This is a genomic window from Bibersteinia trehalosi USDA-ARS-USMARC-188 (genome assembly GCF_000521725.1).
Taxonomy (GTDB): Bacteria; Pseudomonadota; Gammaproteobacteria; order Enterobacterales; family Pasteurellaceae; genus Bibersteinia; species Bibersteinia trehalosi.
Genome location: NZ_CP006954.1, coordinates 772166 through 792515, shown reverse-complemented (window position 1 = coordinate 792515; position 20350 = coordinate 772166). Strand labels below are relative to the sequence as shown.

Genomic DNA, 20350 nt, shown 5'->3' with positions numbered 1-20350 from the left:
TGCTACCTACTTCACTAACTTTTCATATTCTTGTTTACGTTTGCCATTTTCAGCAAGTAATGTAACTAATTCCGCGTTGATCGACTCTTCAAGTTCAATTTCTTTCGCTTCGCGTTCTAAATCTAGCTTCATTCGTTCATTACGTTTTAAGTGTTTGCGAGCTTCCAGAATCGGCATATTTTCAACCGTCTGATACAACGCCCACATTGCAGGATACAAACTCAATTTATGCCCCAACACATCTAACAGTGACTTTAGGCGTAACACACCTTCAGATAAATCACACTGCCCACTTTGCATTGCTTTTGCAATAATTTCCACACTTTCACAAATATTCAAGCCTCTAGCATATTGTGCTTGCTGAAAAAATTGCTTCTGCTTTCGCAATTTTGAAAAGAGATAAACGGCATAACCTAGCATCGATAGCAAGACTAATACCGCTAAAATTAATAGAAAAAATCGTAACATAACATACTATCTAACGGAATTTATTAACATCCATCGTTTCAAACTGGCGTAATAAATCGTCCTCACTTTCGTCTTCGTCTACAATACCCAGTTGTTCCATCAATTCATGCACTCTGTCTAAACAGTCATCTACAAATTTTTGATCTTCAACAGAAAGTTTTTTGCCTGCTTCAATATCATCAAGCAACTGATTTAAGCATTCGTTATTTTCTAACTGCGCTAATTCTTGCTCCGGTGTAAGACGCGCTTTTTCTTCCACTGGTACAGGCTTAATAAATTCATTTTTCTCTGGACGATTGATAAATTCCACCACTAATGGCACTTTTTTCTTACTACCAATGCGGCTATCTTTTATCACCTTCTCTTCCGCTTTTTTCTGCTCGGCAGGATCAATTGTGCGTGACCCCGAAGGTAAACCTTTATGTTTACGCTTTTTCTTGGCTTCTTTTGCCAACAAATCTAACTCATAACGTGTCGGTTTACGATTTTTGCTTTTCCCAACTTTCGGCATCACTACAGGTTTATCAGCCTTACGAGTAGGCATAATATCGGTAATACGGCGAGTTTTCTTTTTTCTGCTCATGATTTTCTTTAATTAAACTTATAAAATAGTGCGCGATTGTAACACAACTGCTTGAAATCGAAAAAGGTGGATTTCCACCCTTCATTTATGCCTCCCGCCAAATTAATGTTGCCATTCTTCCTGTTTGTTGCTCTCTTCGGTAAGAAAAGAAGTTTTCCTTATCCGTATAAGTACAATATTCTCCTCCTGATATGTTGCTTATACCAAGCTTACTCAGTCGTTGATTTGCAATTTGGTAAAGATTGCCAAAAAACTTACCGCTTGTTGTGGGATCGGGAACAAATGCTGCTCTTGCTTGGCTATCCACCGCACAAAATTGTTCAACAACTTCTTCCCCCACTTGGAATGCAGCTTGGCTTATTGCCGGTGCTAACCAAACACTAATCTCATTTGCAGGGCATTTAAATTCTGCAACAGTTGCCTCAAGTATCCCATGGCATAACCCCTTCCAACCAGCATGAGCCGCTGCTATTTCTGTGCCATCTTGACTACAAAAAAGCACGGGCAAACAATCTGCTGTCATCACAAGGCAAACCTGATTTGGTTGATTGGTATAAACAGCATCGGCATTCAGATCGCTATGCTCAGAAAGCGGCAAACGCACAACGTTAGTACTATGAATTTGATTAAGGTAAATCGGCGCTTGTGGCAACTTAGCAACTTCGTGCAATAATTTGCGATTTTGCTGCACGGCAAGTGGCTCATCGCCGACATGATTGCCTAAATTTAAACTGTCAAAAGGGACTTGACTTACTCCACCAATACGAGTGGTACTCAACGCTTGAATATTATTTGGCACTTGCCAAGTGGGATAGATAAATTTCATTGTAAATCCTAGAAAAAAGGCACGCAGCGCGTGCCGAAATTATCATTTTCTTACTGCAATTGCTTCAATTTCAATGCCAACATCTTTGGGCAAACGCGCGACTTCTACGCAAGAACGTGCAGGAAAATTTGGATGATTATTTTCACGGAAAAAGGCTTCATATTCCGCATTTACCGCAGCAAAGTCATTTAAATCTTTCACAAACACGGTTGTTTTAACAATATCCGCCACCGCCAATCCTGCTTGTTCAATTATTGCTTTGATATTTTCTAGAGATTGACGTGCTTGCTTAACAATATCACTAGGCACTTCACCTGTTTGAGGATTAACAGGGATCTGCCCAGACGTTAAAACTAAGTTGCCTAAATCAACTGCTTGGACATAAGGGCCAATCGCTTTTGGTGCATTTTCGGTATGAATAATTTTTGTCATGTGTATTTCCTTTAAAAGTGTAATTAATTCGTGCAGTTTGAAAGGTTTTTCCAGATTTGTAAATAGCTTATAATACTTTGCAAAATTTTCTCTCTTTTAACCCGCTTGCAAGGATCTCTATGAGTATTACTGTTACCGAAATTGTCCTACATCAACTTCAGCAAAATGCTGAGAGCGAAACGCCTCAACTAGATACCGTGCTTCGTAATGAACTACTGGCAATTAGTCCTGAAGTTGAACAAATGATGCTACAACTACATCAAGCCTATCAAGGTAAAGCAAAAGCCTATGGTGTATTTAAAGACGAATCTATTTTTGCCCAGCAGTTAAATCGCTTATTAGAAGGTGAACATGACTTTCTACCATTTAGCCATAGTAGTGCCAAAATGCTTGCGAGCGAATTGGCAAAATATTCCTTTGCATCAGGCGGTACTTTTATTTTATGCCGTTATACCTTCCTTGCGACCGAATATCTCTTCATCGCTCTGTTAGATAGCCGCGCCTCGATGCTGGTCGATGAACAATTAGATGTAAAACGTACCGAATATCTTGAAATTGCACAATATGACATTGCTTGCCGTATCAATTTGACAGAATTAAAACTAAATGCACAATCGAATCGCTATCTGACCTTTATTAAAGGACGTGTTGGACGCAAAGTGGCTGATTTCTTTATGGACTTTCTCTCTGCGGAGGAAGGACTAAATCCACAAGTACAAAACCAAACATTACTACAAGCCGTGCATGACTACTGCGAACAAGGCGAATTAGATGGCAATCAAACTCAAGCTGTAAAAAAACAGGTATTCGACTACTGCAAAGGGCAAATGAACAGCGGTGAAGAAATCGCGTTGCAAGAGCTGTCGGCCAACCTACCAAACTTAAATGAACAAGATTTTGCTACTTTTACACAAAATCAGGCGTACGATTTAGAAGAAAGTATTCCACCTGTGCGCAATGCATTAAAAACGCTCACAAAATATTCTGGTTCAGGTAAAGGGGTAACCATTAGTTTTGATGCCGAATTATTAAGCCAACGCATTATTTGGGACGAACTAAACGACACACTCACAATCAAAGGCTTACCTGCCAACTTGCGTGATCAGTTGCAACGCAACAAGTAGCAAGGTATTATTTCAACAATTTTTTGATAAAAGGTATGATTATGAAAATGAAGTCTCTCATTGCGGTGATTTTACTTGCGCTTGGCGTAAGTGCTTGTTCTACAGTAAAAAAAGTTGTGTATCGTATTGATGTACCACAAGGTAACTATTTAGAACAAGAGAATATCGATCAATTAAAAGTGGGTATGAATAAAGAGCAAGTCCATTACCTGCTTGGCAGTCCGGTATTAAAAGACTATTTTGCGCAAGATCGCTGGGATTATGTCTTCATCAAAAGAAAAGGGCACGAAGAACCTATCCAGCGTACCTTATTCGTTTATTTCAATGAAAAAGGTTTAGTCAGTGATATCCAGCTTGATAAACCTCTAAACTAACCACACTAAAGCAAGCGGTGCAATTTGCGATGAATTTTACAAATTGCACCGTTTTTGTATTTATACTCGGAGATCATTGGCTTGTTGCAATAAATTCCGGCTCTCTTTTAAAAATTGCTCGGAATAATCCCCAAACCAGCGATGAACTTGCTCAAAGGTTTCGATAAAACCTTGTTTATCACCTTGTTTAAAGAAATTTAAACTATCTGAAAAGCTTTGCTGCAAAGCCTCTATGACACTTAAATTCTCTGGCTTATCTGCAATAATATCCGCATAAAGTGCCCCATCTTGTGCAAACAACCGCCCAATCATCGCCAACTCTAAGCGATAAATCGGCGAAGAAAGAGCCAATAATTGCGATAACTTCACTGGTTGGCGGGAAAGATGCAAGCCATAGGCAAAGGTTGAGAAATGGCGAAGCGCTTGGATATAAGTCATAGAATGATCGTGTTCTGTTGCATCAATCTGCTCGATCTTCGCCCCCCATAAGCGGATCTGATCTAATAACCATTGATAGCGATCGGCAAAACGCCCGTTACAGCATGCAACCACCTGCTTTGCCATGCTTGCAATATCAGGGCCGAACATTGGGTGCAGCCCGACTACTGCACCGCCATGAACCTCTAACATTTTCGCTAATGGTTGAGCTTTTACCGAAGTGAGATCCGCTAAAATCATATTTTCGGTTAAATAAGGTTGAAGCTGCTCAATCACTTGCACTGTTTTATCTATTGGCACACACACAATAACAACATCTGCATTATTTAAAATAGATTCTGCGTTCTGCCAATCTTGTCCACCAAGCACCTCAACGTAATAACCAGAACGTGCAAAATAGCGTACAAACAGTCCACCAAGTTTGCCTCGTCCCCCCACTACAACAATTTTCTGAATATCGGGATTTGTCGCTTTAAAACCATGCTGATTTTCACTGATATACGACTCCCGCATCACTCGACGTAAAACATCTTCAATTAAATCCGCAGGAATCCCCTGTTTTTCGGCTTCATCACGGCGAGCTGCAATCATTGCAGCCTCCCTATCTGGAGCATATAAGGGCAAACCATGTTCAAGCTTGATTTTGCCAACTTCTGCAACCAGCTCAAGACGTTTTGCGAGTAATTGGATAAGTTGTTGATCAACTTGGTCTATTTCATTTCGGATTGGTGTTAAAGGATTATTCATTTCTTATTCTTTCGTAAAGAGCAAAGCCTATCCTTGCCCTAAAATTGATATTTAAATGGGCAGAGATCATCATAATCCCTGCCCTACCATTCATCATTAATTATGCATTTCTTAATTTAGCCGCAAAGTTCTCTAATAACGTTTCCGTTGTCTCCCAACTAATGCAAGCATCTGTAATTGATACGCCATATTGCATCTGCTCAAAGGGTTGTTCGGAAGATTGATTACCTTCGAATAGGTGGCTCTCAATCATCAAACCAATAATCGAGTGATTTCCTGCCAATAATTGTTGCAATGCATCTTCTGCTACTATTGGCTGACGGCGATAATCTTTATTGGAATTACCATGGCTACAATCAATCATAATCGCTTCGGGTAAACCTGCTTTACGTAGAGCTTCTTCACATGCTTGCACATATTTCGCTTCAAAATTTGGCGTTTTACCGCCACGCAAAATCACATGTCCATCTGGATTGCCTTTGGTGGTTAGAACCGTTACCTGCCCTTGCTGGTTAATGCCAATAAAACTATGCCCTTGGGCGGAAGCTTGCATTGCATTAATTGCGACACCTAAGTTGCCATCTGTACCATTTTTAAAGCCAACAGCCATTGATAAGCCCGAAGCCATTTCACGGTGTGTTTGAGATTCGGTGGTTCTTGCACCAATCGCAGACCAACTGAACAGATCAGCAAGATATTGTGGACTAATCGGATCAAGTGCTTCAGTTGCCAGCGGTAATCCCATTTCAGCTAAGTCTAACAGCAATTTACGAGCCACTCTCAATCCTTTTTCCACATCAAAGCTACCATCTAAATTAGGATCATTAATGAGCCCTTTCCAGCCTACAGTCGTACGCGGTTTTTCAAAATAAACGCGCATTACAATGTAAAGTTTATCTGATAATTTATCTGCAAGTACTTTTAATTTTTTTGCATACTCAAGCGCTGCATTAGGATCATGGATAGAACAAGGGCCTATCACGATTAATTTACGAGAGTCACGTTTGTGAATAATATCGGAAATTTCTTTGCGTGATGTTTCGATTTGTTTACGCAATTTTTCAGAAAGTGGAAATTCTGCTTTTAGTGCCTTAGGAGTAAGTAATACTGATTCCTCTTCAATATTGACATTGTGAATACTGTCTTGATTAACGACCTTGTTCATTTTTATTTCCTGTCTTGTAAATTAAAAATTACAGAAACAATCTACCTGTTTATCTTTAAGGTTTCAACCACTTTTTCAATTACTTGCTCAACAGTTATACGATCCATCAATTTTTCGCCTTTCGCTTTCGTCGCCCATGGTAATTCCTGCCAAGGTTTACCATAACTTTCAAGAATTGCTTGATCATACACCGAAACAACTTTATCTAAATCTTGGTAAGGCCCTGTACGCCGTGGATTATGCAATGCATAGAGCCCAATCACCGGTGTCTTTTGTGTTGTCGCAATGTGTGCTGGGCCAGAATCAGAGGAAATCACCAAATCAACTTGCTTAATTAATGCAGTTAACTGTTTTAAGTTGGTTTTGCCAGCGATGTTGCAACAATTTGGTGCAAGCGCTGCTATATCTGCGGCTGTTTGCATCTCATATGCGGAAGGCGACCCCGCAATTAAGACATGAATATTCTGCTGTTCCAGAAAACGGGCAATTTCACCATAGCGTTCGGGCAACCAATCTTTCTCTTTTTTACTGGAACAAGGCGCAATCAATACATTCTTGCATGAAGAATCAATAAACTGTGCGGCATCATTTAGCGCTTGCTCACTTACTGGCAAATTCCAATGCACTGAAAGATCTTGCACCCCTATCGCTTTAGCAAACATCATCTGCCCATCTAGCACGTGGGGCGAGCTTGTCATTTCTACTTTCTGATTAGTAAACAACCACTGCCCTTCTCTTGCTCGATCACGGTTAAACCCGATTTTTTTATCCGCTTTAATGCCTAGTGATAAAATTGAGGATCGAAAAGCTGTTTGCATATTCAGTAAAAAATCAAACCGCTTGTTTGAAAGCTGTTTCCAAAGTGTAAAAATACCTTTCCAGCCTGCTTTTTTATCAAAGGGAACAAGTGCTACATTTGGAATACCTTGCATCAGGTTTGCTTCTGTTTTGCCGATAATCCACGTAATTTCTGCATCTGGATAATGTCGCTGAATTGCTTGAACAACCGCAAGCGTATGACAGACATCCCCAATTGCAGAGAGGCGAAGAATACAAATTGATAACGGTTTATTCATTATTTCATCTCTTTTATAAACATTTTGCAGGTTTTGGCAATCCTGCAATTTTGGTGGCTTGCTTTGCTGGGCCTTCAGGGAATAAACGTTGTAAATAACGGCTATTACCCTTTTCTTCGCCAAATTTTTGTGCCAACGCTTTAACCAGCATACGAATTGCTGGAGAAGTTTTATACTCTTGATAAAACTCTCGCACAAATAATACGATTTCCCAATGGGCTTCGCTCAGCTCAATCCCCTCTTTATGTGCAATGGCAATCGCTAAATCTTCGCTCCAATCATCTAAATTTTTTAAATACCCAAACTCATCGGTAGGATATTGTTGTCCATTTAATTCAATCATATTCATTTTGCAAAAAATCCATCAAAAATGACCGCTTGTATATAGCAACAAAAAATGCCACAGACTGTGGCATTTTTCAAATTTATTCTAGCTTAGTCATCGCGACCTAAAACGCCAAAAATTTGTAAGAAACTGACGAACAAGTTGTAAAGCGAAACATATAAATCAACCGTTGCACGAATATAGTTCGTTTCGCCCCCATGAATGATATTGCTGGTGGAATATAAAATACCGCCAGTAGCAAATACGACAAATAATGCACTTAAAGCTAACGCTAAAGCTGGCATTTGTAGGAAGATGTTAGCGATAATGCCAACTAATAACACCACAAATAGTGCAATCATCATTCCTGATAAAAACGACATATCTTTCTTAGTGGTTAAAACATAGGCTGAGCAAGCAAAGAAAGTTAATGCGGTTGCACCAAAAGCCAATGCTGCTGCATCCCCCATGCCATGTCCTAAATAGACATTTAAGATAGTCCCTACGCTATAGCCTAAAAAACCAGTTAAAGCAAATACGCTGGCAATACCTGCGGCACTATTCGCTGTAGCGTTGGTTAAAAATAACAAACCATAAAAGCCTGCAAGCATAATCCCCCAGTGCATTCTTGGCAAATTAAGTTGCATTGTGATTGTGGCAACAATTGCGGAAAAAGCTAAGGTTAAACCAAGTAAGAAATAGGTATTACGCAACACTTTGTGCGTGCTAAGCAACGACTCCGAACGAGCCGAGGTTACTAAACGTTCTTGCATATTCGCTCCTTAATCTAAATTGTATGCAGGAAATGGCGGCTAAAGTAGCAGAAAACAGCGGAAAGTCAATTCACAAAATCGCCAAATCAGCCCCGATTTATGCTATACTCCGCATAATTTTGCCTACAGGGAAAAACCTTGGGGCTTTTTCTTTTCATTTGATCAGGAATTTTCAATGAGCGAAGTATCCAAAGACATTACCCCCATCGGTATTGAGGACGAATTAAAAACGTCCTATCTTGATTATGCAATGTCGGTGATTGTTGGACGTGCGTTGCCAGACGTGCGTGATGGTTTAAAACCAGTTCACCGCCGTGTGCTATTCTCTATGCACCAAAATGGCATTACCCACAATAAAAAATTCGTGAAATCGGCTCGTGTGGTCGGCGATGTTATCGGTAAATATCACCCACACGGTGATAGTGCAGTGTACGATACTATCGTACGTATGGCACAGCCATTCTCACTACGCTATATGCTGGTAGAAGGTCAAGGTAACTTTGGTTCAATTGATGGCGACAGTGCAGCTGCAATGCGTTATACCGAAGTGAAAATGCAAAAAATCACACAGGAATTGCTGACCGATTTAGACAAAGAAACCGTTGATTTCTCGCCTAACTACGATGGGCAAGAAATGATTCCTGATGTGTTACCAACCAAAATTCCTGCGTTATTAGTCAATGGCTCAAGTGGTATTGCGGTCGGTATGGCAACCAACATTCCACCGCACAACCTAAATGAAGTGTTAGATGGTTGTCTTGCCTATATGGAAAATGAAGCTATCAGTATTGATGAACTTATTCAATATATTCCAGGCCCAGATTTCCCGACAGCAGCGTTAATTAACGGCAGAAAAGGCATTGAAGATGCCTACAAAACAGGACGAGGCAAAGTTTATGTGCGAGCCAAAGCCGAAGTTGAAAATATCAATGGCAAAGAACAAATTGTCGTTACTGAACTACCGTACCAAGTCAATAAAGCCAAATTAGTGGAAAAAATTGCCGAATTAGTGCGTGATAAGAAAATTGATGGTATTAGTAATATCAAAGATTTATCCAGTGAAAAAGTCGGTATTCGCATTGAAATCTATATCAAGCGTGATGCTGTTGGCGAAGTGGTATTAAACCAGCTCTATGCCCTCACCCAAATGCAGGTAACATTTGGGATCAATATGGTGGCATTAGATCACGGTCAGCCAAGACTTTTTAACTTAAAAGAGATCATTGCCGCCTTTATCAATCACCGCCGTGAAGTGGTAACTCGTCGTACGATCTACAATTTGCGTAAAGCACGTGAACGTTCACATATTTTAGAAGGCTTAGGTATTGCCCTTGCTAACATTGATGAGATCATTGAACTGATCCGCACCTCTAAAACCACCCAAGAAGCGAGCCAAAAATTATTAGAGCGTAGTTGGGGGATTGGCTTAGCCTCTGCATTACTAGAAGTAGCTGGTTCAGCAGATGCCCGTTTAGAAGATTTAGCAGATCATTACGGCAGACACGGAGACCAATATCGCTTATCGGAAGATCAAGTCCGTGCGATTTTAGAAATGCGTTTAAGCCGTTTAGTTGGCTTAGAATTTGATAAAATCGTGGAAGAATATGGTGAATTACTCCTTAAAATTGCCGAATTTTTACTGATTTTAAATAGCCCTGCTCGCTTAATGGAAGTGATTCGTGAAGAATTAGAAGCAGTACGTGCTGAATATGGCGATGCTCGCCGTACAGAGATCACTTCAGCTTCTGGTGATATTAATCTTGAAGATTTAATTGCCCCAGAAGATGTGGTTGTTACCCTCTCTCACGCAGGCTATGTAAAATATCAGCCACTTTCCGATTACGAAGCACAACGTCGTGGCGGTAAAGGGAAATCAGCAACCAAAATGAAAGAAGATGATTTCATTGAGAAATTATTGGTTGCGAATACCCACGATGTCATTCTCTGCTTCTCTAGTCGTGGACGAGTCTATCAACTCAAAGTATATCAGCTACCACAAGCCAGCCGTGCAGCTCGTGGTACACCAATTATCAACATTCTGCCATTAGAATCGGGCGAACGCATTACCTCTATCCTACCAATTCAAAAAGATGGATTTAGTGAAGATAAATTTGTGCTAATGGCAACGGCAAGCGGTATCGTGAAAAAAGTGACCCTTGATGCGTTTAGCAATATCCGATCAAATGGCTTGATTGCGTTAAATTTACGTGATGGCGATGAGTTAATCGGGGTAGATATTACCGATGGCGAAAGTGAAATTATGCTTTTCTCCGCACAAGGTCGTGTGGTTCGCTTTAAAGAATCAGCGGTGCGTGCAATGGGTCGTACCGCAACGGGGGTACGAGGAATGAAATTAGCCCTCACCGAACTTGCTGATGATGCAGAAGAAACCGAAGTAGAACTCGTTGAGGTTGAGGAAAACGATGAAACAGATGTTGATCTCAATAAAGATAAGGTCGTTTCATTGGTTATTCCAAAAAATGAAGGCGAAATTCTCACCGTGACCCAAAACGGCTATGGTAAACGAACTAAATTAGCGGAATATCCAACTAAGTCTCGTAACACCAAAGGGGTGGTATCCATCAAAGTAAACGTGCGTAACGGTAAAGTGGTTGCGGCGGTTCAAGTGATTGACAGCGACCAAATTATGTTGATTACCGATGGCGGCACACTGGTTCGTACCCGAGTAGGTGAAGTGAGCTTAGTCGGACGTAACACGCAAGGTGTACGCATTATCCGCACCATTGAAGGTGAAAGCGTTGTTGGTTTAGAGCGTATTGCCGAAATTGAGGACGATAATAGCACTGATGATGAAGTGGATACCGAACAAGCGGTAGAAACGCAAGAATAATCTGCAAAATTCAGTAAGAGCAAAGGGAGCGAATGCTCCCTTTATTTTTGGGGTTACTTTGTAAAATTAGTGGCTAAAACAACCGCTTGTCTGTAATAAAACCCAGCATGTAAAGCGGCACATTTAAACTTATTCACTAAATTGCATTTTATGTAGCTGCTTGTAAGCCCCTCCTTTTGCCAACAACTCAGAATGCGAGCCTCGCTCAATAATTTCACCGTGATCTACCACTAAAATTTCATCCGCATTTTCTATCGTTGATAAGCGGTGTGCAATCACCAGCACTGTACGATCTTTTTGTAACTCATCAAGGGCGGCTTGAATCGCTCGTTCTGATTCCGTATCCAATGCAGAGGTTGCTTCATCAAGCACTAAAACGGGTGAATTACGCAATAAAGCACGGGCAATTGCCAGACGCTGACGCTGTCCGCCTGATAAGCTTACGCCATTTTCACCGATCACTGTATCCAATCCTTGTGGTAGATTTTCGATAAACTCCATCGCATAGGCTGCCCGTGCTGCTTGTTCAATTTGCTCACGGCTAAATTTATCTTGTGCTGCGTAAGCGATATTATTGGCTATCGTATCGTTAAATAAGTGAACCTGTTGCGAAACAATCGCACATTGAGCACGTAAATTATTCAACTCATAATCTTGAATATCTACGCCATCAAGTGAAATTTTACCACTCTCAATTTCATAGAAACGAGTAATGAGATTAGCAATTGTTGATTTACCCGAGCCAGAGCGCCCCACTAATGCAAGGGTCTTACCAGCAGGTAATTCAAATGAAATCTGTTTCAAAGCTGGCTTATCTTTGCCGTAGTAAGTGAAAGTCACATCATCAAAGCGAATATCACCTTTGGCTCGTTCGGTTTTGTGTGTGCCAGTGTCTTTTTCCGTTGGTAAATCAAATAGGGTAAAGAGTGTTTGGCATGCAGCCATCCCCCGTTGGAATTGGGCATTCACATTGGTTAAGGTTTTAAGTGGACGCAAAATCCCCATTAACGCCCCAATCACTGCCGCAAATTCTCCAGCAGTAAGCGTATCCCCCATAATTTCAGGCGATCCTGCTAAAAACAGCACCACAGCCAATGCAAGCGAAGCAATCACTTGAATAATAGGGTCTGAGATAGCGGTTGCCGCCATCATTTTCATCCCTTTTCTGCGCATATCATTACTTGAATGATTAAAACGCTCTTCTTCTACCTTTTGCCCACCAAATGAAAGCACGACTTTATGTCCTCGTAGCATCTGCTCAGCAGATTCAGTCATACTCCCCATGGATTCTTGCATATTACGACTTAGAGCTCGAAAACGTTTCGAAACTAAACGAATTAAAATCGCAATCACAGGCCCAATTAAAAACAGCACTAAGGATAAACGCCAACTGTAATAGAACATTGTTGCGACAAGGAAGACAATATAAATCCCTTCACGCACTACGCTTTGCAGTGCCGATGCAGACGAGTTAGCAATTTGTTCTGAATCGTAAGTGATACGTGAAAGAAGTTTACCTGATGAGTTTTGGTCAAAGAAGGCTACTGGCATAAACATCAGGTGTTTAAATACTTTTTGACGCATAGTCATAACGACTTTGCCCGACACCCAAGCCAGACAATAATTCGATACAAAACTGGTTAGCCCGCGTGCAAAAATTAAGCCTACAACGATAAACGCCATATATTTTAAGAAATTACGATCCGCCCCCTGTCCAAAACCTTCATCAATGAGTGGTTTGAGCATGGTGATCAGGTAAGCATCTGCACCAGCATTTAAGATCATGGCAATCGCCGCAACAATTAATCCGCCTAAGAAAGGATGAATCATCGGGTACAGACGTTTAAAAGTCTGCCAAGTGGTTTGATCTTGAGTCATCTCGTCTAACGAGTAAATATTTTTTTGTTTCATAATCTCGGTAATCATTAAAAAATCTTAGCTATTTTAAGCCGAAAGCCGCTTTACACCAAATTTGCACCTGACAAGCGGTAATTTTTAGGAAAAATTTACAAAATTAAACGCAATAGCAAAGGAGCGATAAAAGAAGAAAATACACCACATAGCACAAAAGCAATCGCTGCGAAACTGGCTGCCTCGTTACCAATTTCCATACTACGTGCCGTACCAAGCGCGTGCGATACTGCTCCCATACTTAAACCAATGGCAAACAAGCGTTTCACTTTAAGTATGCCGAGTAGCATTGTTCCAAATACTGCACCGGTTAAACCAGCAATCATAACCCCTATACCTGTAAGTGCGTTGTTACCACCTAGCTCTTGGCTAATTAATAGTGCGATAGGCATGGTTACTGACTTACCAGCAATAGAAGCAATAATCTCTTCACTTCCGCCAAACAGTTTTGCTAGATACATTCCACTTAGCATAGTAAGCACAGCACTTATGAAACAAAGTGCTAAAATTTGTTTCCATTTTCGCTTAACTTGATGCAATTGTTCATAAAATGGCAACGCTAATGCAACAATGGATAAATTCAATAAACTATTAAGCGGTTGGTTACCTGCATAATACTCTTGATACGAAAAATCCCCCAGCAATAACACAGCAATAATTAAGAGTAACGCGAGGATAAAAGGATTAAAAATACTTGACTTCAATAAACGACTTAAACGAATTGCAATGAGAAAAGCCATGATTGTGAGCCCAGAAAAGAGATAAGTCATTTTTCATTTTCCTCTTCTTCGTGAGATAATTTTTCTGCAATAAAAGCAATGATGAGGAGCGATAAAGCGCTACTTAATATATTTGCCAGTACCAAATCGATAAAATGAGTTTGTAGCACATCGCCGTATTGCATAATCCCAACACAAATTGGTAAAAAGCAGATAGGCATATAACGGTTAAAAATACGAGCGATAGGTAAAATCCACGCTTTTTGAATAATCCCTGTCACTAAGCAGAAAAAGAGTAACAATAATCCCCAAATACCTTCAGGAATGGCAGGAATTAGCCGATTCAGTATTTTTCCAATCCAGAGCATAAAGAGTAAAATCGCTAAGGAGCGGGCAAATTGCCCGACTGTTTTCAATAAGTTTTGCATTGATTTATCCATTTTTAAGAAACTGAATAACCTTTGTTAGATCTCGTGTACGTGCTGATGGCGGTAAACTTTTTAAGAAGGTTGCCCCATAATTTCGCATCACCAAACGACTATCACAAATAATCACTACCCCTTTATCGCTCACATCTCGAATTAATCGCCCTACCCCCTGTTTAAGGGTAATTACTGCTTCGGGGATTTGAATATCATTAAACGGGTTTCCCCCTTGCAACTGGCAATCTTCCATACGGGCTTTAAGTAACGGTTCGTCAGGAGCCGTAAAAGGTAATTTGTCGATAATCACCAGTGATAACGCATCACCTCGTACATCAATCCCTTCCCAGAAACTTTGGGTTGCCACTAACACGCTGTTTTTCTCTTTTACAAATTTTTCCAACAAACGGCTTTTGCTGGTTTCACCCTGTAATAACACGTTCAAGTCGCTATGTTCTCGTAAAAAATCCGCCAAGCCACGCATCATAAAATAGGATGTGCAAAGTAAGAAACAACGCCCATGATTGGCTTCAATCACAGGTTTTAACATCTGCCCCAAAGCAGTTAGGGTGTGAGATTTATTGGTATCAGGCAAGAAACGTGGCACGCACAGCAACGACTGATTTTGATAGTCAAAGGGGCTTTGTAACACCATCTGCTCAGCATTTTCAATGCCCAAGCGGTTGCAAAAGTGATCGAAATTTCCACCCACTTCAAGTGTTGCAGAAGTAAAGACCCACGCGGTTTTCTGTGCCTTGAGCTGTTCGCCAAATTTATCGGAAACGGTTAATGGCGTGATATGTAGCCCAAAAGATCGCCCATTCGCTTCATACCAATAACAGTAGCCTGTCACTGTGGTATCGGTTAATTTTTTGAGCAACACTTTCACTTCCGCAAGGCGTTCAAAAATTTTATCGAGAGTTTCAGAACGACCAAGTGATTTTTTCGCCACTTCGCTTAAAAAATCGATATTTTCGCTCAACTTATTGATACCCTCGACCACTTTGCGATCATTAAAAATTTCTCGCAGGTTGCCCCGAACTGAGCCATCGCCAAGCAATAAACGGAAATCTTGAATCACTTTTTGCAGATGATCGGCGGCTGTACCAAGCTGTTTAGCGTCTTTTAATTCCGTGCGATAAACAATGTTGGTATCCTTACAAATATCAAAAAGTTGGCGAGAAGTGAGCGATAAACCAAAATACTGACTGGCAATATCGGGAAGCTGGTGAGCTTCATCAAAAACCACTAATTCGGCATCAGGAATTAGCTCGCCAAACCCCGTCTCTTTCACTGCCATATCGGCACAAAACAGATGATGATTAACGACCACCAGATCTGCTTCCATCGCTTTTCGGCGAGCTTGTACCACATAGCAATCTTTATAATTTGGGCAATCCGAGCCTAAACAGCTTTCTGTCGTTGAAACCAACTGCGGTAGAATCGGGCTATCCTCGGCAATTTCAATACATTCACTTAAATCCCCTGTTTTTGTTCCCGTTTGCCAACGGCGAACTTTGCCGAGATCCGCAAGTACCGTTTTATCGCCCAATACCCCCATCGCAGTCACTTGATCCAAACGCTCTAAACAGAGATAGTTCGCTCGCCCTTTGAGTAAAGCAATTTTGCCTGAATACTTGAGTGCTTTTTGAATGGTTGGCAGATCTCGCTTAAATAGCTGATCTTGTAGATTTTTAGAGCCTGTTGAAATGATCGTTTTTTTACCTGAAAGCAAAGCGGGAACTAGGTAAGCAAAGGTTTTTCCCGTGCCAGTTCCCGCTTCAATCACCACAGAATTTGCAGAATTTATTGCCTTTCCAACCGCTTGCGACATCTGTAATTGGGCATCACGGGGACGAAAACCGTTGATGTTTTGACTGAGCGTGCCGTCTTTGCTAAAAGCTTGGGAGATTTTATCTTTTAATTTCATTGATGTTTTCACAAAATTCGTAGGGGCGGACCGATGTGTCCGCCCTAAAAATCGTTGGTATAATCGGGCGGATACATCGGTCCGCCCCTACAAATTATCGGTATCTTTTCTGATTACTCTGCTCATCTAAACTCGCTAACCACGCCATTTTCTCTTTAATCTGTTTTTCCATTCCCCTGTCATTCGGGAAGTAAAATTGGGTATCTTTTAGTTCTGGTGGGAAGTAGTTTTCCCCTGCGGCGTAGGCATTTGGCTCATTGTGGGCATAGCGATATTCTTCGCCATAACCAAGTGATTTCATTAGATTGGTTGGGGCGTTGCGTAGATGTTCTGGCACATCATAATCTTTGCCTTCTTTGGCGAGTTTTTTAGCGGCATTAAAAGCGTTGTAGACCGCATTACTTTTTGGGGCGACGGCAAGATAGATGACCGCTTGTGCAATCGCTCTTTCCCCTTCATAAGCCCCCACTCGGGTATAGCAATCCCAAGCAGCAAGGGCAACCTGCATCGCACGAGGGTCGGCATTGCCGATATCTTCGCTGGCTATTGCAAGCAAACGGCGAGCCACATAAAGCGGATCACCGCCTGCTGTCAGAATACGAGCATACCAATATAATGCCCCATCTGGCGATGATCCCCTCACCGATTTATGCAAAGCAGAAATCAGATCATAATAACGGTCGCCGCCCTTATCAAAGCGAGCTTGGCGTTCGCCTAGCACTTCGGCTAAAAGTGTTTTATTCAGCACTTTTCCCTGTGCTGTCACTTCTGCCATATCTGCCATTAATTCAAGACAATTCAGAGCAAAGCGCCCATCGCCATTGACATAATCAGCGAGCAACGAAAGCACATTATCTTCAAGCACTAATTTTTCCGAGCCTAAGCCTCGTTCACTGTCATTCAGTGCATTTTGCAAAATTTTTTCAATTTCAACCGCTTGTAACGGCTTGAGAATATAAATTCTTGCTCGGGAAAGTAGCGCGTTATTCAATTCAAACGATGGATTTTCCGTCGTCGCCCCGATAAAAATAATGGTGCCGTCTTCAATATGGGGTAAAAAGGCATCTTGCTGGCTTTTATTAAAACGATGGACTTCATCAACAAATAAGAGCGTTCTCCGTCCAGTTTGTTTATTCAATTTCGCTCGCTCTATCGCTTCTCGGATCTCTTTTACACCACTGGTTACCGCCGAAATGCGTTCCACTTCCGCATCTAATTCAGCAGCGATAATTTCTGCCAATGTGGTTTTTCCTGTGCCGGAAGGCCCCCAAAAAATCATTGAGTGGCTATGTTTAGACAAAATAGCACGGCGAAGGGGTTTGCCTTCGCCGATCAGATGGGATTGCCCAATATATTCACTTAAATTTCGAGGACGCATTCTTGCCGCAAGCGGTCGAAAATCGTCAGAAAAATCAAAATATAGGCTATTCATAGCATTTAGCGTAAATGTAAACCTCGTCGAATTTGACGCATTAGCAAGAAAATCCACGGCCAGAGTACACCGCTAATGACCGCACCAAGTAATTCTTGGCTATTAAATTCTGCTCCGTGTAGCACTAATTCTACCAAGAAAATAAAAAGGCGAATTAAGACAACATATGCCATCACTAATATACCTTGCAACCAGAGTGACAGATTACGTAAAATTAAGTGATGTTTCGCCACAAAATAGATCGCTACTGATAAAACTAAGGCATGAATCCCCAAAATGGAGCCAAGGATCAGATCCCACACAATGCCAGCAGCAAAGGCTGTGCCTACACTAATTTTATTCGGTAATGCCAATGCCCAGTAAATGAGTACTAACGCAATCCAAGCTGGACGTAGACCTTGAAAACCAACCGGCCATGGCATTATTTCAAGCACAAACGCAACGGTAAAAAGAAAGGCAATGATGAGTAATTTGAAAATGATATTATGCCGCATTACTCAGCCCCTTCTTCAGTGCTGTGATCAACACCGTCATCCAGCTCAATTTCTGAATTCTCTAGCATTTCATTATTCTCTTTCGGTTCAGGCTTAACATCCGGATTAAGTTTTTCTTTTTTATTCATTCGCTCAATCGGGTTTAAACTATTACGACGTTCTTCAACAACGTCTCGTACGCCCTGAGGAGAAAGTGATTTATGACGGTCTTCACCCATCGGCCATAATAACAAGAGATAACGCAAGCGCTCTAATGAAGCAAGCGGACGTGCGGTGGCTCGCGCAAAATGACTTGAACCATCATTTTGAACTGTTTCCACAATGGCAACTGGATAACCTTCTGGAAATCGCCCCCCTAAGCCAGAGGTGACAAGAACATCACCTGTTTCAATATCCACTCCTCGTGGCATATTTTCTAAAATTAGCTCATCGTTATGTCCCGTGCCATTTGCTACAGCGCGCACATCATTACGTAAAACTTGGACTGGAATACCATGAGTTACATCAGTAACAAGCAATACTCGGCTACTCGTCTCTCCTACAGAGATAACTTGCCCAACCACCCCTCGTTCATCAATTACTGGTTGCCCAACAAATGCGCCATCATGACTACCTTGGTTGATGATAATTTGTTGTCGATAAGCATCCATTTCTGCCGTCAGCACCTCAACAATTTTTTTATATTCGTCTTGACGTAGTGGAGAGCTCAACAATAAGCGTAAACGATTATTTTCAACCTTGAGTTGATCAAGCAATAATAAATCACTATTTTTTTCTAAAAGTTGTTGCTTTAAGGCTTGATTCTCTAACTGTAGTTTTTGGCTACCAATGAAATTATTACTCACCCCATCCAAAACCGTTCTTGGTGTATTTGAAAAATAATAAAGCCCGCTCACCGCGCTTTCTAGCACGTTACGCATCTGAATCATTGCATTGCTTCTTCCATCAAGCAAAATCAATGCAATAGACATAGTAACTGCTAAAAAAAATCTAACCCCCAGCGAAGGAGTCTTTGCAAACATAGGCTTCATCTGAATTTCACTAAAATCGTAATGGAAGGAAAAAATGAAATGGACAATAAAAACTTATTGTCCATTTGGCGCTATCTATCTCAAATAAATTTAGTTATCGTCACTAAATAGATCGCCACCATGAGTATCGATCATCTCTAATGCTTTACCACCACCACGTGCTACACAAGTTAATGGATCTTCAGCAACAATCACCGGAACACCTGTTGCATTAGAAAGCAATACATCTAAGTTTTGCAATAATGCACCACCACCTGTCAAAACCATGCCTCGCTCAAAGATATCTGCTGCTAGCTCTGGAGGACATTGCTCTAATACTCCTTTAACCGCTTCAACAATGCCTGATAATGGTTGCTCAATCGCTTCTAACACGTCTTTTGAATTTAATTCAAAGGTACGTGGCGCACCTTCTGCCAAGTTATGGCCATGTACTTCTGTCGTTTTAATTTCATCTTCGCTTTGGATAACTGCTGTAGCAATCTCTTTCTTAATGCGCTCAGCCGTTGTTTCACCAATTGCAGAACCATAGTGACGGCGCACATAAGCAATAATCGCCTCGTCAAACTTATCACCACCAATACGCACAGAAGAAGAATGCACAATACCATTTAAAGAAAGCACCGCAACCTCTGTTGTACCACCACCGATATCAATCACCATAGATCCCGCAGCTTCTGTTACTGGCAAACCTGCACCAATAGCGGCAGCCATTGGCTCTTCAATTAGATAAACTTCTCGCGCTCCTGCTCCCATTGCCGATTCTTTAATTGCCTTACGCTCTACTTGGGTAGCACCTGCTGGAACACAAATAAGAACACGTGGGCTAGGTTTCATAAAATTGTTGCTATGAACTTGCTTAATAAAGTGCTGCAACATTTTCTCAGTCACATGGAAATCAGCAATTACACCATCTTTCATTGGGCGAATAGCCACGATACTTTTCGGTGTGCGACCTAACATTGACTTTGCATTAGAGCCAACGGCTGCGATACTTTTAGCTGAACCAATACGATCTTGGCGCACTGCTACGACAGAAGGTTCATCAAGCACGATACCCTGTCCTTTTACATAAATAAGCGTATTAGCTGTACCCAAGTCGATAGAAAGGTCATTAGAGAAAAGTCCTAAAAATTTTTTAAACATAAAGAAATCCGTAAATCAAACTTGCTATAAAATTATCCCCTGTTAAACAGGGGCAAAAATTGGCGTAAATATAACAAAAAAGCGTT

General features: G+C 41.2%; 20 protein-coding genes. 3 read left to right on the top strand and 17 right to left on the bottom strand.

Features of this window, described 5'->3' with window-relative positions; translation table 11 throughout:
- Positions 1 to 6: 6 nt before the first annotated feature.
- The 4 genes from F542_RS03805 to F542_RS03790 form a co-directional block, all read right to left on the bottom strand.
- Positions 7 to 468: a DUF2489 domain-containing protein gene (locus F542_RS03805; RefSeq protein WP_015432847.1), complete on the bottom strand. Its 462-nt coding sequence runs from the start codon at positions 466 to 468 to the stop codon at positions 7 to 9.
- A gap of 10 nt (positions 469 to 478) precedes the next feature.
- The gene (yihI, locus tag F542_RS03800; protein ID WP_025266940.1) at positions 479 to 1051 is read right to left on the bottom strand and encodes a Der GTPase-activating protein YihI; all 573 of its coding nucleotides are present in this window, start codon (positions 1049 to 1051) and stop codon (positions 479 to 481) included.
- 85 nt (positions 1052 to 1136) lie between these two features.
- Positions 1137 to 1877, bottom strand: coding sequence for a peptidoglycan editing factor PgeF (gene pgeF / locus F542_RS03795; RefSeq protein ID WP_015432849.1), 741 nt, complete (start codon positions 1875 to 1877; stop codon positions 1137 to 1139).
- A gap of 42 nt (positions 1878 to 1919) precedes the next feature.
- On the bottom strand, positions 1920 to 2309 hold the full coding sequence (locus tag F542_RS03790) for a RidA family protein (protein ID WP_015432850.1): 390 nt from the start codon (positions 2307 to 2309) through the stop codon (positions 1920 to 1922).
- A gap of 119 nt (positions 2310 to 2428) precedes the next feature.
- Here F542_RS03790 and yejK point away from each other — a divergent pair, with 119 nt between their 5' ends.
- Together yejK and bamE are read left to right on the top strand one after the other, a co-directional pair.
- Positions 2429 to 3433 (top strand): nucleoid-associated protein YejK, encoded by a 1005-nt coding sequence (yejK, locus tag F542_RS03785; protein WP_015432851.1) that lies wholly within the window; start codon positions 2429 to 2431, stop codon positions 3431 to 3433.
- Positions 3434 to 3474: 41 nt separating this feature from the next.
- Positions 3475 to 3807 carry an outer membrane protein assembly factor BamE gene (gene bamE, locus F542_RS03780; protein WP_015432852.1) on the top strand — a complete coding sequence of 111 codons (333 nt, stop codon included), beginning with the start codon at positions 3475 to 3477 and terminating at the stop codon, positions 3805 to 3807.
- Positions 3808 to 3867: 60 nt separating this feature from the next.
- Here bamE and tyrA read toward each other — a convergent pair whose 3' ends face one another.
- From tyrA to F542_RS03755, 5 genes are all read right to left on the bottom strand, one after another.
- Entirely contained in the window at positions 3868 to 4992 is a 1125-nt protein-coding gene (gene tyrA / locus F542_RS03775; RefSeq protein WP_015432853.1) for a bifunctional chorismate mutase/prephenate dehydrogenase, read from the bottom strand.
- A gap of 100 nt (positions 4993 to 5092) precedes the next feature.
- Positions 5093 to 6157 (bottom strand): 3-deoxy-7-phosphoheptulonate synthase, encoded by a 1065-nt coding sequence (locus tag F542_RS03770; protein WP_015432854.1) that lies wholly within the window; start codon positions 6155 to 6157, stop codon positions 5093 to 5095.
- Positions 6158 to 6198: 41 nt separating this feature from the next.
- Positions 6199 to 7233, bottom strand: coding sequence for a glycosyltransferase family 9 protein (locus tag F542_RS03765; protein ID WP_015432855.1), 1035 nt, complete (start codon positions 7231 to 7233; stop codon positions 6199 to 6201).
- 13 nt (positions 7234 to 7246) lie between these two features.
- Entirely contained in the window at positions 7247 to 7582 is a 336-nt protein-coding gene (locus F542_RS03760; protein WP_015432856.1) for a TusE/DsrC/DsvC family sulfur relay protein, read from the bottom strand.
- 86 nt (positions 7583 to 7668) lie between these two features.
- Positions 7669 to 8331, bottom strand: coding sequence for a Bax inhibitor-1 family protein (locus tag F542_RS03755; protein WP_015432857.1), 663 nt, complete (start codon positions 8329 to 8331; stop codon positions 7669 to 7671).
- A 175-nt stretch (positions 8332 to 8506) separates the two neighbouring features.
- Between F542_RS03755 and gyrA the strand changes: the two genes are divergently transcribed.
- Entirely contained in the window at positions 8507 to 11182 is a 2676-nt protein-coding gene (gyrA, locus tag F542_RS03750; protein ID WP_025266938.1) for a DNA topoisomerase (ATP-hydrolyzing) subunit A, read from the top strand.
- Between the two features lie 129 nt (positions 11183 to 11311).
- Here the strand turns inward: gyrA and msbA are convergent, their stop codons facing one another.
- The 8 genes from msbA to F542_RS03710 all read right to left on the bottom strand — a co-directional run bounded on the left by msbA (position 11312) and on the right by F542_RS03710 (position 20264).
- Positions 11312 to 13093 (bottom strand): lipid A ABC transporter ATP-binding protein/permease MsbA, encoded by a 1782-nt coding sequence (msbA, locus tag F542_RS03745; protein WP_025266937.1) that lies wholly within the window; start codon positions 13091 to 13093, stop codon positions 11312 to 11314.
- Between the two features lie 95 nt (positions 13094 to 13188).
- Entirely contained in the window at positions 13189 to 13863 is a 675-nt protein-coding gene (locus F542_RS03740) for an LrgB family protein (RefSeq protein WP_025266936.1), read from the bottom strand.
- Positions 13860 to 14240, bottom strand: a complete 381-nt coding sequence (locus tag F542_RS03735; protein WP_042365595.1) for a CidA/LrgA family protein — start codon at positions 14238 to 14240, stop codon at positions 13860 to 13862. Before F542_RS03735 ends, F542_RS03740 begins: the two co-directional genes overlap by 4 nt.
- 4 nt (positions 14241 to 14244) lie before the next feature.
- Positions 14245 to 16164 (bottom strand): ATP-dependent DNA helicase, encoded by a 1920-nt coding sequence (locus tag F542_RS03730; protein ID WP_025266934.1) that lies wholly within the window; start codon positions 16162 to 16164, stop codon positions 14245 to 14247.
- 94 nt (positions 16165 to 16258) lie between these two features.
- Complete coding sequence (locus tag F542_RS03725) at positions 16259 to 17596, bottom strand: replication-associated recombination protein A (protein WP_015432863.1); 1338 nt, start codon at positions 17594 to 17596, stop codon at positions 16259 to 16261.
- A gap of 5 nt (positions 17597 to 17601) precedes the next feature.
- Positions 17602 to 18090, bottom strand: a complete 489-nt coding sequence (gene mreD / locus F542_RS03720; RefSeq protein WP_015432864.1) for a rod shape-determining protein MreD — start codon at positions 18088 to 18090, stop codon at positions 17602 to 17604.
- Positions 18090 to 19121, bottom strand: a complete 1032-nt coding sequence (gene mreC / locus F542_RS03715) for a rod shape-determining protein MreC (RefSeq protein ID WP_025266933.1) — start codon at positions 19119 to 19121, stop codon at positions 18090 to 18092. Before mreC ends, mreD begins: the two co-directional genes overlap by 1 nt.
- 90 nt (positions 19122 to 19211) lie before the next feature.
- Entirely contained in the window at positions 19212 to 20264 is a 1053-nt protein-coding gene (locus F542_RS03710) for a rod shape-determining protein (RefSeq protein ID WP_015432866.1), read from the bottom strand.
- Positions 20265 to 20350: the final 86 nt, after the last annotated feature.